At 61.2% G+C, this 15,347-nt stretch carries 8 protein-coding genes and 1 pseudogene; 5 read left to right on the top strand and 4 right to left on the bottom strand.

Features of this window, described 5'->3' with window-relative positions; translation table 11 throughout:
* Window positions 1–211 precede the first annotated feature (211 nt).
* Window positions 212–2,023, bottom strand: a complete 1,812-nt coding sequence (locus Thiosp_RS08130; RefSeq protein ID WP_323696449.1) for an IS1634 family transposase — start codon at window positions 2,021–2,023, stop codon at window positions 212–214.
* Window positions 2,024–2,235: 212 nt separating this feature from the next.
* Between Thiosp_RS08130 and Thiosp_RS08125 the strand changes: the two are divergent.
* Window positions 2,236–2,409, top strand: a pseudogene (locus Thiosp_RS08125) (hypothetical protein); the annotation flags it as partial.
* Between the two features lie 97 nt (window positions 2,410–2,506).
* Here the strand turns inward: Thiosp_RS08125 and Thiosp_RS08120 are convergent.
* From Thiosp_RS08120 to nifJ, 3 genes are all read right to left on the bottom strand, one after another.
* Window positions 2,507–3,196 (bottom strand): Uma2 family endonuclease, encoded by a 690-nt coding sequence (locus Thiosp_RS08120; protein WP_201064330.1) that lies wholly within the window; start codon window positions 3,194–3,196, stop codon window positions 2,507–2,509.
* A 50-nt stretch (window positions 3,197–3,246) separates the two neighbouring features.
* On the bottom strand, window positions 3,247–4,263 hold the full coding sequence (locus Thiosp_RS08115; protein ID WP_201064328.1) for a dihydroorotate dehydrogenase-like protein: 1,017 nt from the start codon (window positions 4,261–4,263) through the stop codon (window positions 3,247–3,249).
* 101 nt (window positions 4,264–4,364) lie between these two features.
* Window positions 4,365–7,973 (bottom strand): pyruvate:ferredoxin (flavodoxin) oxidoreductase, encoded by a 3,609-nt coding sequence (gene nifJ / locus Thiosp_RS08110; protein WP_201064326.1) that lies wholly within the window; start codon window positions 7,971–7,973, stop codon window positions 4,365–4,367.
* 220 nt (window positions 7,974–8,193) lie between these two features.
* Here nifJ and rimI point away from each other — a divergent pair, with 220 nt between their 5' ends.
* The 4 genes from rimI to Thiosp_RS08090 all read left to right on the top strand — a co-directional run bounded on the left by rimI (window position 8,194) and on the right by Thiosp_RS08090 (window position 15,299).
* Complete coding sequence (gene rimI, locus Thiosp_RS08105; protein ID WP_323696970.1) at window positions 8,194–8,823, top strand: ribosomal protein S18-alanine N-acetyltransferase; 630 nt, start codon at window positions 8,194–8,196, stop codon at window positions 8,821–8,823.
* Window positions 8,824–9,099: 276 nt separating this feature from the next.
* Entirely contained in the window at window positions 9,100–9,297 is a 198-nt protein-coding gene (locus Thiosp_RS08100) for a CCE_0567 family metalloprotein (protein ID WP_201064324.1), read from the top strand.
* Window positions 9,298–9,451: 154 nt separating this feature from the next.
* Entirely contained in the window at window positions 9,452–10,363 is a 912-nt protein-coding gene (locus Thiosp_RS08095) for a TonB-dependent receptor (RefSeq protein WP_242518328.1), read from the top strand.
* Between the two features lie 82 nt (window positions 10,364–10,445).
* Window positions 10,446–15,299, top strand: a complete 4,854-nt coding sequence (locus tag Thiosp_RS08090) for a chemotaxis protein CheB (protein WP_201064321.1) — start codon at window positions 10,446–10,448, stop codon at window positions 15,297–15,299.
* The last annotated feature ends 48 nt before the right edge of the window (window positions 15,300–15,347 follow it).

Genomic DNA, 15,347 nt, shown 5'->3' with positions numbered 1-15,347 from the left:
AAGCAACTGCTCGCACAGCAGGGCCTGCCCACCCCGACCGGGCAAGCCTTTACGGACTTTCAGCCGGCGTACGCTTACTTTGCAGCGCAATCCCGGCCCCAGCCCACATTTAACAACTGGTCACAGAATTATCTTGATTTTCAGCAGGATAAGTGTACACAGATATCCGTTACGGCACTACATTTGCGATTTTGCCGCCGGTGCTGCTCATTCAGATCAAAGTCAGCTGTTGTCCACCCGGGCGATCACTCACGCCCAAGGCATCGTAAATGGCTTGCTGGCGCGGCTCCGCCCTTGTGGCTTTGCGAATATGCAGGGTGCGCCCATCGTCGCGCTTGAGCTCAACCGTGACGCGATCTTGCCCATCGAGCTCACGGCGGATGCCCTCCCAGCTCAGATGAATGCCAGCGGCTTTCAGCTGCAAGCGCAGGGTATGAACCAGATGGTAGGCTAGTACCGAGATGAACAGGTGCGCGCTAACCCGGTCGGTTTTATGGTGATAGACTGGGCGCAGGCCGAGTTCCGACTTCAGGGAGCGAAACACCGCTTCCAGATCGGTGAGCATGACAAAGGTGTGCCATAGGCGCGCTTCATCCCATTCGGTTTGATTCGTGCGTAGGCAATAGACACCGGGCAAGGTGTCATCGACCGGGGTGATCCGCGACCATCGGATGGCCTTGGCCTTTTTCCCTTTCTCATCGGGGTCGACGCTGATCTCGTAGTAGCGCGCGGCACGCGGATATTTCTGCTTCAGCCGCCCGATGCGCTCGATGACTTTCTCAAAGCGCTTGACGGTGCCTGGCTTGTGCAACCCATCGGCGAGTTGCTGCAGGGCCTGCTCGAAGCGTTGCGCGAAGCGATCGGCAATGCCGCGATCTTTGAGCTCACGTTGGCTGGAGTGACAATACAGCTCGACTTCGTTGGTTTCTTTCTTGACTACCCGCTGGGCGCGGATGGTCAGTGGGCCGTCTTCTTTGATCAAACAGGCCGCCTCGGGATCGAACTGCAGATGTCGCTTTCGGCTGACCACGACATAGCGGTAGCCCTGCGCCACCAGCCAGGCGATGTTCTCCTCGGTGGCAATGCCGGCATCGAGCACCACCGTCGGTGGGGTGCGTTGTTGCTCGGGCGTCAAGGCACGCAGCATTTTTGCCAGCGTCTCGGCTTCCACGGCGTTCCCAGCGAACACCTCGCTGCGTTTGGGAAAGCCACTGGCATCGAGCGTCAGCGCCAGGGTGACCAGCGGGCAGTCGCTGCGCTTTTCTTTCGAACGGCCAAAGGCGGCGTTGGCGTTATGCTTGGCGCTGCCCTCGAAATAGGTATTGGTCAGGTCGTAGAGCGTAATCACTTCATCAAGTTCGAACAGATCGCGCTCGCGGGCATACAGGAAGGACTCCAATGCCGGTTTGTGGGCGAGCAGCCGATCGGTGATGCGGTAGAGCGCCATCAGATCCAGGTCGGCGAAATCAACGTCGATCAACTCGCCCAGGGCGCTGCGCTGTTGCAACCACTGATGGGTCGCCAACTCGCTACCCGGCACCACCATGCGACCGATCACATTGCCGATGGCCGCCGCGCGTTGCGGGCCGCTGAAGCCCAAAGCCGTGAGTTTTTCATCCAAGCCCATCTGCCCCCAGGCGGCCAAGGCGACATGCTCGACCGCGACACTGCGCGGGCGCACCACATCGACTGTCTCGACATCGACCCGTTGGAAGTTGGGCGCGCTCCCCTCGGAGGGATCCTCCCCCGCGCGGGCGCGAATCACCTGCGCCGCCAACTGTTGCGCCAGCGGCTCCCAACGGGCATCGAGGTCAATGAACAGCTCCGACTGCCCGCCCACCAAGGCCTCAATGCGCCGTGCCAAGGCCGGCCATTGCCCGCGCGGGACCTCGAAGTGACGGCCGAGATTCAGCACCGTGCGCTGGCGCACCCGCCCGGCTTCGCGCACCGACTCCACCAGCCGATAGGTGAAGTACGGCTGACCAGTGCGTCGGCTCTTGATGGTGGTGCGGCGAATGTACATGCACGCATGCTCCGCTGCGCGGGCGCGCGCGTCAATGGGGCTCCGTAATATTATGGCACTACATTTGGGTCGCCAGTTTCAAGTCACTGATCCGGAAGGATATTATTTTCTCTCCAGAGAAAACTTCAATGACTTACGCCGATTTTCGGCGTGGAAATGTTAAATACGGGCTAAGTTAATCAGACAAGATTCTGAATCTTTCGAGGCCACCGATGACCACGCTCGAATCGATCAAAGAAACCGTCAAGCGCGAATTGCCGGACAAGAAGGAGCAAAACCGCAAATGGGAAGCCAACCAAGTGGAGTTGGCTCCCCTGCATGAAGAAAGTCTGGCGCTGTGCAAACGCATCGACCGCAGCATCGGTGCCTTGGGCGCAGGCTGGGGGCTGCGCTCGGAGAAAGCTTTCCGCGATGCGCTCGCCGGCATTCTGGAAAAAAGCCTTCGGCGAGCAGAAGAAAGTCTCCGGCTAAGACGGCGGGAGATTAAAAGCGCGCGGCGCTCAGCGTGGCTCGATAAGCTCGGATGGCGGCGGACGCAAAGGGATAGCCGTCCAGAAATTGCGCGAGCCGGTCGAGATCGATGCCCGGCAAGACTGTGCTCTGTTCGGCCAGTTGATAGTGGCCCTCTTTCAGCACATAGGGTTTGAGTTCGCCGCGCCGCCACACCCAGACCTCGGCGACCTCCAGTCGGCGGTAGATCTCGAGCTTGTTCAGCCCGCCCGAGGTCCAGATGACCTCAATGGCCAGGTGCGGACGCTTGGCCGCTGCCGCTTCTTGCACATCCAGATGGCCCAGCACATAGCACTCGTCGGGTTCGACGCCGGCCTGCTGTTTCTCTTGCTTAAGCGTCCAGGAGCCGAAGGGGGAGAAGTCGATCCCCTGCTCCAGCATGTAAGCTTCTGTCAGGCGCCCGATCAGGGACTTGAGATGCTCATGCTGGCTCGATGGACTCATCAGCTCAATCACCCCATCCGCAAACGCCATGCGCGGCACTGAGCGCTCGCCGCGCATGGTGAGCAGCGTTTCAAAATCGCCCCAACTGGCATCTCGCAGGAAAACCCGATGGTCTTCAGTGGACTCGCTGGCGCCTGGCGCATCGTCCAGGAAATAAGGATCGCCCTCCGCATGACGCTTCGGACTGTCCTCACTCCGGGCCAATGTGACGGCAGGCATGACGGTCACCTTCGGGTTAGTGGATACTGATGCGTGGACAGCCCGATAGGCTATACCATCACGCCAGGCGAGAAGCTGTAGCTATCCAGAATATTCACGTAGTTGGCGCGTTCGAATTCGGCCGGGTTGGGGATGGCAAGCGCGCTCATGCGCCCGCGCATGTCGCTGACGGACTCGAAGCCATGCTCTTCCATCCAGTGCTCGAGGCCGGTCAGCATTTTGGGGATTTCGCCCGCGCCTTTTTTCAGCAGCACGCTGCACAGGTGCACCACGTCGGCACCGGCGAGCAGCAGCTTGATGACATCCTCAGGGGTGTGGATGCCGCCGGTCGCGCCGATGGACAGGTTCTCGACCCGACCGTAAAGGATGGCGACCCAGCGCATGGCGAGCAGCGCCTCCGCAGAGGTGGACGGATGCAGGCTGGGCTGCAGGCGCAGGCTGTCGATATTGATGTCGGGCTGGTAGAAGCGGTTGAACATGGCCACGCCATCGGCACCGGACGCGGCGAGTCGCTGCACCATGTTGCCGACCGAGCTGAAGGAAGACGACAGCTTCATGTTGACCGGAATTTTGATCTGTCCCTTGAGTTGCTTCAGCAACTCGATATAGCGGTCCTCGACCTGCTGACCGTTTTGAGTGATATCCGCGGCGATGTAATAGACATTCAGTTCAAGTGCATCGGCGCCGGCCTGCTCGAGTTGTTTGCCATGCTCAATCCAGCCACCTGGGGTGACACCATTGAGGCTGGCGATGACCGGAATATCCAGCGCCTCTTTGAGCTTGCGCAGGTTCTCCAGGTATTGATCCAGGCTGGTGCTGAACTCCTGCCAGTCGGGCAGAAAGCCATCGTCGGCTTCGGCAAAGCCGGTGCCCTGGTTGATCTGAAAGCGCTCCATGCCCTCGGTCTCGGCGCGGATGGCTTCTTCAAACAGAGAGTACATGATCAGCGCCGAGGCGCCGCCGTCTTCCAGCTCTTTGGACATATCGACGCTTTTCGACAGCGGCGAGGCCGAGGGCACCAGCGGGTTCTTGAGGCTCATGCCCAGATAGGGGGTGGTTAAATCCATGGGTGTTTCTCCGGGAAAAAATTAGGCGTTCTGAATCCTGAAACCGGGTGCCAGGCGCGGAGCCAATCCGCGTCGAGCACCCGGTGAGCCGAGTCGGGGGCTTATGACTTCTTCTCAGCCGGCTTGTCGACGGGCTTAGGCGCCTTCTGCACCGCCAGATGGGCCATCTGCTCATAGAGCGAGAAGCGTGTTTCGACATGCTTCTGCGCCAGGGCCAGGAAGCGCTCCGCAGCCTCCGGATGGGTGCGGTTCAGCACATTGAAGCGATGCTCGCTGTAGATGTAGTCGCGATAGGGAACGCTCGGCGCCTTGCTGTCGATGTGCAGCGGATTCTCGCCTTGGGTAGTCTTGCGCGGATCGTAGCGGAACAGTGGCCAGTGCCCGGAGTTGACCGCCATGTCCTGCTGACGCAGGTTGTTCGACAGGTCCGCGCCATGGGCGATACAGGGGGAATAGCAGAGAAGCAAGGACGGGCCGTCGTAGGACTCGGCCTCAATGAAGGCGCGCAGGGTATGCACGTCCTTGGAGCCGAAGGCCACCTGACCGACATAGACGTTCTCGTAGGCCATGGCCATCATCGCCAGGTCTTTCTTGAAGGTCGCCTTGCCGCCGGCGGAGAACTTGGCCACCGCGCCCATGGGCGTGGCCTTGGAGGTCTGACCGCCGGTGTTGGAGTAGACCTCGGTATCGAGCACCAGAAGGTTGACGTTGCGCCCGGTGGAGAGCACATGGTCGAGGCCGCCGTAGCCGATGTCATAGGCCCAGCCGTCGCCGCCGACGATCCACACACTGCGCTTGACCAGCTGCTCGCAGGTGGATTCAAGCGAGTGCACGTCGATGCTGTCTCCCATGCTGGCGAGCTTGTGCTTAAGTGCCGTGACGCGCTCGCGCTGCTCAAAAATGCCGGCCTCGGTGGTCTGATCCGCACTCAGCAGGCCATCGACCAGATCCTGACCGATCTTGTCCGCCAGCTTCACCAGCAGTTCGCGCGCCTGCTCGGCCTGCTTGTCGACGGCGAGGCGCAACCCGAGACCGAACTCGGCATTGTCCTCAAACAAAGAGTTGTTCCAGGTCGGGCCGCGGCCATTGGGGTCAGTCGTGTAGGGCGTGGTCGGCAGATTGCCGCCGTAGATGCTTGAGCAGCCAGTGGCATTAGCGATCAGCATGCGATCACCAAAGAGTTGGGTGGCGAGCTTCACATAGGGCGTCTCGCCGCAGCCGACGCAAGCGCCGGAGAACTCGAACAGCGGCTGCATCATCATCGCGTGCTTGATCTTGCCGGAATCGAGCTTGGTGCGATCGTATTCCGGCAAGCTCAGGAAGAAGTCCCAGTTTGGCTGCTCCAGATCGTGGCGTTCCTCGGCCGGCACCATGTTGAGCGCCTTGCGGTTCGGGTCCTTGCGGTCGCGAATCGGGCAGACCTCGACACAAATGCCGCAGCCGGTGCAGTCATCGGGCGCAACCTGATAGGTGACGTGATAGCTGTCGGGGAAATCCTTACCCTTGATCGGCACATGCTGGAAGCCCTCCGGTGCCTTGTCGGTCAGCCCCACCGGATACACCTTGGCGCGAATGGCCGCGTGCGGGCACACCATGGGACACTTGCCGCACTGGGTGCAGAGGTCTTCTTCCCACTTGGGCAGTTGCAGGGCGATGTTGCGCTTCTCGTACTGGGTGGTCCCCGTAGGCCAGGTACCATCGCAGGGCATCAGGCTGACCGGGAGTTGATTGCCCTTGCCGGCGATCAGCGTGGCCGTCACCCGCTGCACAAACTCCGGTGCCTGGGCGGGCACCACCGGCGGGCGCTCGAAGGCACTACTAGCCTGGCCGGGAATCTTGACTTCATGCAGCCCAGCGATACTGGCATCGATGGCAGCATAGTTGCGATCAAGCAGATGCTGGCCTTTCTTGCCATAGGTCTTCTCAACCGCTTTTTTGATCTGCGCGATTGCCTCATCGCGCGGCAGAATGCCGGAAATCGCAAAGAAGCAGGTCTGCATGATGGTGTTGATGCGCCGACCCATGTCGGTCTTGGCGGCAATGCCGTAGGCATCGACAACATAGAAGCTGATCTTCTTGTCGATCATCTGCTGCTGCATGTTCTTGGGCAGATCGTCCCACACCTTGTCCGCCGGCGTTTGCGAATTCAGCAGGAAGGTCGCGCCCGGGGCGGCCTTCTCGAGCATATCGAAGCGGGTGATGAAGGTCGGCTGATGGCAGGCGACGAAGCTCGCCTCATGCTCGCCGATCAGATAGGTGCTGTTGATCGGCTTGGGGCCGAAGCGCAGATGGGAGACCGTCATGGCACCGGCCTTTTTCGAGTCATACTCGAAATAGCCCTGGCCATAGTTCGGCGTTTCCTCAGAGATGATCTTAATGGAGTTCTTGTTGGCCGAGACGGTGCCGTCCGAGCCCAGACCATAAAAGACGCAGTTGGTCACGCCCTTGACCGCATCGGGCTGGAAGCTCGGGTCCCACTCCAGATTGGTCTGGCCCACATCGTCGATGATACCGACGGTGAAGCGGTTCTTGGGCTTGTCCTTTTTCAGCTCATCGAACACACCTTTTACCATGGCCGGGGTGAACTCTTTGGATGACAGGCCATAGCGCCCACCGACGATGTAAGGCATCTTGGCAATGCGCCCTTCGCCAACGCCCTCCGCCATGGCGGTGATCATGTCCTTATACATGGGCTCGCCGTCGGCGCCCGGCTCCTTGGTGCGGTCGAGCACTGCGATCTTCTGCGCCGTGACGGGCATGACTTCAAGCAGTCGCGGCACGTCGAAGGGCCGATACAGCCGGACCTTGATCATGCCGACCTTCTCGCCTTGGGCGACCAGATGCTCGACCGCCTCCTGGGCGGCGCCAATGCCGGAGCCCATCAGCATCACCAGCCGCTCGGCATCGGGCGCGCCGACGTACTCAAACAGCTTGTACTGGCGTCCGGTCAGCTCGGCAAAGCGGTCCATGCACTTGACCACGATGCCGGGCAGCGCGTCGTAGTAGGGATTGACCGTCTCGCGGCCCTGGAAATAAACATCCGGATTCTGCGAGGTACCGCGAATGATGGGATGGTCAGGATTCAGCGCCCGGCCACGGTGCGCCTTGACCAGCTCCTCGTCGATCATGGCGCGAATGGTCTCGACCGGCAGCTTGGAGATTTTTGTCACCTCATGCGAGGTGCGGAAGCCGTCGAAGAAGTGCATGAAGGGAATGCGCGACTCCAGCGTCGCCGCCTGGGCGATGAGCGCGAAGTCCATCACCTCCTGCACCGAGGACGAGCTCAGCATGGCATAGCCGGTGGCACGACAGGCCATGACATCGGAATGATCGCCAAAGATCGACAACGCCTGGGCCGCAAGCGAGCGCGCCGAGACATGAAACACCGTCGGGGTGAGTTCCCCGGCGATCTTATACATGTTCGGGATCATCAGCAGCAGACCCTGGGAGGCGGTGAAGGTGGTCGACAGCGAACCGCCCTGCAGCGCGCCATGAATGGCACCGGCGGCACCGCCCTCGCTCTGCATCTCGACCACATCGGGGATGGTGCCCCAGAGGTTCTTGACGCCGAGCGAGGACCACTCGTCGGCCCACTCGCCCATGTTGGACGACGGCGTAATGGGGTAAATCGCGATGACCTCGTTGGTCATATGTGCGACATAGGCGGCGGCTTCATTGCCGTCGATGGTTACCGTTTGCTGTTGCGACATGATCAGTCCCGAATGCTGGGTTGACGAATGTAATGAATCGGTTGAGTGGCCGGCACAAACAGCGCGCGCGAGAACCTAAAGCAATGGCTCCGGCAGTCACCATCTCCCAAGCCATCAGCCCGGTCGCCTTGCGCCTCCATCCCGAGGTTGCCAATATAACGCGGATGGCGCGGCTTTTGACCCCCTTCGGGCAAGCTTCGCGCGATAATCGCGCAAGCGCGTGACATCGGTCAGTATTCTCCCCGTCACCCCTGCACTGCACAACCAGGCCCAAACCCGCGCTGGAACGCGCACCGCGGCAGGTAAGTTCCCCGAAATCACAACAGTCGCCCCCCCGAGCGACAGCCCCTCTCCTAAGATGCAGGCTTCCGAAATCTCGACCCCCGACACCCCGGACAGACCCGGCCTGTATCTGCGCCGCATGACCCTGCACGACCTGACCGCCGTGCTCGCCGTCGAGCGTGCCGCCTATCACAGCCCCTGGAGCCAGGGCATCTTTCAGGACTCACTCAAGGCCGGCCATTACTGCATGGTGCTCGAACAGCCGGTCTCATGCGAGCTGATTGGCCATGGCGTCATCATGCTCGTAGTCGACGAATGCCATCTGCTCAATCTCTGCATCCACCCCAGCCACCAGCGCCAGGGACTCGGACGCCTCCTGCTCAGACGCCTGCTCGCGATCGCCAGACAACGCCAAGCCGCCTCCGCCTTTCTCGAAGTGCGCGCATCCAACCGCGCCGCCCTCGCGCTCTACCAGGCCGAAGGCTTCAACGAGATCGGCCTGCGCCGCGGCTACTATCCGGCCGCCAAAGGCCGCGAAGATGCCATCGTCATGGGCTGCGCGCTCTGATCACCCTCTTGGAATGGCCGATTTGGCGCGCTGGCGCCGCGTTCGCCACCGGCGAAGGTAGCCTGTCTCCTCTCCCTGGTCTCCTCTCCCTGGCACCAAACGCGCGTGGCTGATGCCATCAACACTGGCGCAGACGAATTCGGATAGACTTTGCCCATGACTCACGAGAAAGGCACCCCTGGCACGAACTGCTCAGGCTTTTCGCTCACCGACACACTGATCGGGCTGCCCTATCGCTCCAGCAGTTTACTTCTTTAAAATCAATAGGATAAAAAAATGTCAGATGAAGCACAAGATCACAAAAAGGCCCTGGCCAAGCTAAAACGGAAGGCTACGGAAATCGCGGGACAGATCCACGACATTGTCGAGGACTCGCTATGGACGGACTACGAACAAATGCCGGAGTTGGCGGCTAAGCTGGTCTCGGCGTGCAAAGAGGTGGATGAGTTCAAATCCAAGAACCCGATCGCATAAAGGGCAGTTTTTAATCAGCTGCGGCCTATTGAATATGCCGCGAAAAGAAACCACCCCCATCGCCCACAAGCGGCGGGCAATTGCGACAGGTGTACTGCATGGTACCGCGCGCCGCTAACTGCGGTCCCCTTCTCGAAAAACAGACAGGCCAGGTATGACAAATCTTCGGTTTTTGCTGACATCGCTGCTGTTTGGTGCTGGCTTCACGAGTGCTAACCTGTTCGCGCAGCCGAGTTCTGACACTTGGCAGCTTCGTGTTGACAGCGGTGCGGTCTATCAATGGCAGACGGATCTCGACGACGGCGGCAAGGTTGAGCAGGACGCCTGGGCGGTTCGAGTTGGGGCCGGCAAGGCTGTGTCTCCGGACCTGCGCCTCGGTCTGAGCGCTGGCTATGGCGAGCGCAGCTATGAGTTTGATGGCCCGACGGGGTTTGGCGCCTTGCAGCCCTGGTCCGACATCCGCGAGTTGCGGCTTAGCGGTCGGGTGAGCTGGAAGGCGGACGAGCGTTGGGATGTCTTTGCGGTGCCCTCGATCCGCTGGATTGCCGAGGAAGGTGCTGACCTCAGCGACGGCCAGGTTGGCGGCCTGCTGGCTGCTGCGAGTTATCGGGTGAACGATCGGCTCAGCCTGGGGCCTGGCTTCGGCGTCTTCTCTGAGCTGGAGGGCGAGGTGGACTGGTTTCCCATTCTCGCCATCGACTGGAAGCTCACCGACAGCTTGTCATTGCGCACTGGAAGTGGCTTTGCGGCAAGCGAGGGACCCGGCCTGGTGCTTGACTGGCGGCCAACTGGTCAATGGTCGCTGTTACTCGGTGCGCGCTATGAGAAGTCTCGCTTTCGACTCAACGACAAGGGCTCCGCGCCGTCCGGCGTCGGTCAAGATAGCGGAGTGCCTGTGTACATCGGCGCAACCCGCAGCTTTGGTCGCCATTTGAGTTTAGGCCTCATCACCGGCGTTGAATTTAACGGTGAGCTGCGACTTGAGAACGCTGATGGTGAGCTGATCGATAGGACGCGTTATGATCCAGCTCCCTTTGGTGGCGCTACGCTTGATCTTCGATTCTAAGCGCGCTCCGCTTCTGATCGAGCCCAGCCGCTCCCGCTCGCGCGGTTAATCGAGAACGCTCGCGACCTCTGAGGAACCCCCGATGACCAGTCCACCAGCGTCAGATACCCCCGTGCAGACCAGCGCGATGCGCGAATTTCCCATCGTCGGCATCGGCGCCTCTGCCGGCGGGCTCGAAGCCCTGGAGGCCTTCCTCGAACACCTCGCCCCCAATCCGGGTCTCGCAATCGTGCTGGTCACGCACCTCGACCCGCATCACAAGAGTCTGATGAGTGAGCTGCTGGCCAAACGCACCGACTTGGCGGTGTGCGAAGCCAGCGACGGTCACCAGGTGCTGATCAACACCCTGCATGTCATTCCACCCAATCACGATCTGATCATTGCCGAAGGCTGCCTGCAGCTACAACCGCCCACAGCGGCACGCGGCATCCGCCAGCCAATTGACACTTTTTTGCGCTCACTGGCACGGGAGGTGCGCGAAGACGCCATCGCCATTATCCTCTCCGGCACCGGTAGCGATGGCACCCTGGGCATCAAGGAGGTCAAAGGCCTGGGCGGCATGGTCATGGTGCAGGACCCGAGCTCGGCAAAATACGACGGCATGCCACGCAGCGCCGTGGCGACCGGCATGGTCGACCTGGTCCTGCCAATCGAGACCATGCCGGACAAACTGCTGGATTATGTGCGTGGCGCAAAACACCTGCGCGACGCCCCGCCGCGGCAGCCGCTCGAGCCTGTTCCAGGCGAGCCAGTCGAGCGCATTTTGGAGTTAATCCATGAACGCATCGGCTTCGATTTCACCCATTACAAGCGCAACACCCTGGAGCGGCGGATCGACAAGCGCGTCCTGCTGCATGGACTGAGCTCGGCGCGGCAATATCTGGAGCGACTGCACCGGGATAGCGACAATGCCGAGTTGCAAGCGCTGGTCAAGGACATGCTAATTGGCGTGACCAGCTTCTTCCGCGACCCGGACGTCTTTGATCAGGTGCAGAACCAGGTTCTGCCGGCCCTGCTGCACGCCAAGAAGCCTGGTGAGCCTTTGCGCGTCTGGGTCGCCGGCTGCTCGACCGGCGAGGAGGCCTTCGGCCTGGCGATACTGATCCGCGAAACACTGGATCGCCTCAAGCGCGCGCATGATGTGCAGATCTTTGCCACCGACCTCGATCCGGCGGCCATCGACACCGCCCGCGCCGCCACCTTCCCGTACAGCATCGCCGCGGACCTGAGCCCCGAGCGCATTCACCGCTGGTTCCGCGCCAAGGATGACCACTATCGGGTGGTCAAGGCGATTCGGGAAATGATTCTCTTCGCGCCCCACGATCTACTGCGCGATCCGCCCTTCCTGAACCTCGACCTGATCAGCTGCCGCAATCTGCTGATCTACATGACCGCCGAGGTGCAGAAACGCCTGCTGCCGGCCTTCTACCAGGCGCTGCTGCCGGGGCGCTATTTGTTGCTCGGCCCGTCGGAGACCATCGGCCAGGCGACTGATCTGTTCCAGCCGCTCGACGAGAAATGGAAGCTGTTTCAGCGCAACATGCTGGAGGCCAAACCACCCCGCTGGCTGCTGCCGATGTCCTCGCACCACAGCACCACGAGCAGCCCATTCCGCACCGCCGGTCCCAAGCCGCAAAGCCCGGCGAGCATTCTCGACCGGCAACTGCTGCGGCGCTACTGCCATCCGGCGGTGCTGATCGACACCAGCATGAACGTGCTCTACTACTTCGGCGACACATCGGCCTTTCTCGCCGACCCCGAAGGCGAGCCGACCGCCAATCTGATCCGCAAGACGCGCGAGGAACTGCGCATGCGGCTGCGCACCGCCGTGCACCGTGCCTTCAAGAGTAACAAGGCCGTTACCATCGCCGGTGTGCGCCTGAGCGGACAGGACGCGACCTACCAGCTGCATGTCGAGCCCATTACGGAGCCCCCCAATCAAGGCTTCGCCGCTGTCATCTTCGAGCCCAATGCGCCCGGTGCCCCCGCCTCCCCGGCGCCCGCCGCCAATGCCGATGACGACCGCCTGGTGCTGCATCTGGAAGAAGAGCTCAAGATCGCCAGCGAGCAGCTGCGCAACACGGTCGAGGAGCTGGAAACCGCCAACGAAGAGCTCAAGTCCTCCAACGAGGAATTGATGTCGATGAACGAGGAGCTGCAATCCTCCAACGAGGAACTAGAGAGCTCCAAGGAAGAATTGCAGGCCCTGAACGAAGAGCTGACCACGGTCAACTCCGAGCTCAACGGCAAAATCGATGAGCTGCAGAGCGCCAACAGCGACATCGAAAACCTGCTCGCCAGTAGCAACCTGGCCACGCTTTTCATCGATAAAACGCTTTGCGTCCGCCGTTTCACCCCACCGACCAGAGAGGTCTTTCATATCCTGCCGGCAGACATCGGCCGACCGCTTGCGCATGTCGCCCATCGGCTGCGCGACGTGGATTTAGCGGCCGAAAGCCGGCAGGCTCTGGACTCGCTGGAAGTCCTCGACCGTGAGCTAGCCGCTGATGATGACCGCCACTATCTGATGCGCGTCAGCCCTTATCGCACCGTCGAGGATGTCATCGACGGCGTGGTTCTGACCTTCGTCGACATCACCGAGCGGCAGCGCGCGCGCGAGCTGCTCGAAGAACGCGTCGCCGCGCGAACGCGGGAAGTCTACGAGCGCGAAGCCTTGCTGACCGCGACAATGGAAGCCTACCCTCGGGGTTGGATTCAGCTGCTCGACGTCGAGTTGCACACGCTTTACATTCAAGGGCAAGGACTCGCCAGTCTCGGCCTGGCACCAGAACAGGCCATTGGGCAACCGCTGCAAAAGTTCTATCCGCAGGAGGTCGCCGACCCGCTGCAAACCCAATGCGAGAGCGCGCTATCGGGAACGCCCGGCGAAATTGAAGTCGTCATGGACGGGCGTACCTACAACCTGGCCGTCTCGCCCATGGACCCGAGCGGAAAAAGCCGGGCACGCGCGATTCTCGTCGCGCGCGACATCAGCGAGCGCAAGCGTGCCGAAGACGATCTCAAGCACACCGCCTGGCGTCTGGCAGAAGCCCAGCGCTTCGCCCACGTTGGTGACTGGGAGTGGGACCCCAACACCGACACCATCCTGTGGTCCGATGAGCTCTATCGCATCATGGGTATGGAGCCAGGTTCGCCGCTGCCCGATTACCAAGGCAACCTTGCCCTGTATCCGGGCGAAGACGCTGCCCGCCTGGATGCCGCGGTGAAAACCGCGCTGGCCCAGCATGAGCCCTTCGAGATCGAATTGCGCCTGGTCCGCAAGGACGGAACCGAGGTTCGCACCATCGCCCGCGGGGAAGTCCAGTGCGACGCGCAGGGCAACGTCACCCGCCTGTACGGCTCGGCCCTGGACGTTACCGCCCTCGTCGCCGCCGAGCGCGGCGCACGCGAAGCGCATCAGCATTTGCTTGACGTGCTCGAGAGCACCACGGACGCCTTCTTCGAAGTCGACGCCCAGTTCAATCTGACCTACCTCAACAACAAGGCCCTAACAGCCATGGGCCTGACCTCGCGCGAGGACAACCTCGGACGCAATCTCTGGGAGCTCTTTCCAGAAGCGGTAGATACTGAGTTCTACGAACTGTATCGGCGCGCACTGCGCGAGCAGGTTACCGTCACCTTCGAAGCCTATTACCCGCCCTTCGATACCTGGTTCGACGTTTGCGCCTATCCGTCGCGCGACTCCCTCGCGGTCTATTTCCGCATCGTCACCGAACGTAAGCGCATGGAGGAGGCACTGCGCACCTCGAGCGAGCAGGCCAAGGCCGCCAATCAGGCCAAAAGCCGCTTTCTCGCCAACATGAGCCATGAGCTGCGCACACCGCTCAATGGCATCGCCGGTCTGCTCGCACTGCTGTCCGAGACCGATCCAAACGACGAGCAAAGCGAGTACATCGAACAGGCCATGCAGTCCTCCCGGCGCCTGACCCGCCTCATCGCCGACATTCTCGATCTGTCTAAGATCGAGTCGAACCACCTGACATTGGTCAACGAGGCCTTTGAGCTGGAAGATTTCATCCGCTCCATCGAGCAACTGTTCACGCCTATCGCCACCCCCAACCAGGTCAAGCTCAGCGTCTCACTCACACCCGGAGCACCCAGTCACCTGTTAGGCGATGTGACGCGCCTGCATCAGATCCTGGGCAATCTGGTCGGTAACGCCATCAAGTTCACCGCCGCCGGGCGGGTCAGCCTGGAGGCGCTGTCCCTCGGCCGCGGCCGCGGGGACGAGTGGGTCATCCTCTTCATCGTCAAGGACACCGGCATCGGCATGCCCCAGGATAAGCTCGATCAGCTGTTCGAGCCCTTCCTGCAAATCGAGAATGCCGTCACCAAGATCGCCGATGGCGTCGGTCTCGGTCTGTCCATCGTCAAACGCCTGGTCCAGCACATGGGCGGTTCCATCTGCGTCGGCAGTGAGCCTGGCAAGGGCACGGAATTTGTCTTGTCGCTTCCGTTCACCGAGGCTCCCGCCAGCGCGACCAAACCTGTATCGGCCGCGGTCCCCGCCAAACACATCAGTAGCCTGAAGGGATTGCGCATCCTCGCCGTCGACGACGAGAGCACCAACCGTCTGGTGCTCTCCCGACTGCTCGCCAAGCAGGGCGCCGAGGTCACCCTTGCCGACAGCGGCCGCGCCACGCTGGCGGCACTGCAAGACCCAGAAGCGGATTTCGATCTCATTCTGCTCGACATCCAGATGCCACCGCCCGACGGCCTGGCCACCACGGCCGCCATTCGCTCAGGCGAGGCCGGCGACCGCCATCGCCAGACCCCCATCGTCGCCCTGACCGCGCACGCCATGAGCGGCGACCAGGAACGTTTTCTTGCCGCCGGCATGGACGGCTACGTCTCCAAGCCAATCGACATCGAAGTGCTCAAGGCCGCCATCATCAAGACACTTGCGAGCCATTAGCGAATTTCGCGAAATCGGACAACCGGTTGTAGTAAATTCGTGCATAAA

The sequence above is a fragment of the Thiorhodovibrio litoralis genome (genome assembly GCF_033954455.1).
GTDB lineage: Bacteria > Pseudomonadota > Gammaproteobacteria > Chromatiales > Chromatiaceae > Thiorhodovibrio > Thiorhodovibrio litoralis.
This window is presented reverse-complemented; position numbering and strand designations above follow the sequence as displayed.

Bases quoted from the DNA above. Each gene is read 5' to 3' on its own strand.
- nifJ (WP_201064326.1), bottom strand. From the start codon at position 7,973: ATGTCGCAACAGCAAACGGTAACCATCGACGGCAATGAAGCCGCCGCC.
- Thiosp_RS08095 (WP_242518328.1), top strand. From the start codon at position 9,452: ATGACAAATCTTCGGTTTTTGCTGACATCGCTGCTGTTTGGTGCTGGC.
- Thiosp_RS08090 (WP_201064321.1), top strand. From the start codon at position 10,446: ATGACCAGTCCACCAGCGTCAGATACCCCCGTGCAGACCAGCGCGATG.
- Thiosp_RS08100 (WP_201064324.1), top strand. From the start codon at position 9,100: ATGTCAGATGAAGCACAAGATCACAAAAAGGCCCTGGCCAAGCTAAAA.
- Thiosp_RS08120 (WP_201064330.1), bottom strand. From the start codon at position 3,196: ATGCCTGCCGTCACATTGGCCCGGAGTGAGGACAGTCCGAAGCGTCAT.
- Thiosp_RS08115 (WP_201064328.1), bottom strand. From the start codon at position 4,263: ATGGATTTAACCACCCCCTATCTGGGCATGAGCCTCAAGAACCCGCTG.
- Thiosp_RS08130 (WP_323696449.1), bottom strand. From the start codon at position 2,023: ATGTACATTCGCCGCACCACCATCAAGAGCCGACGCACTGGTCAGCCG.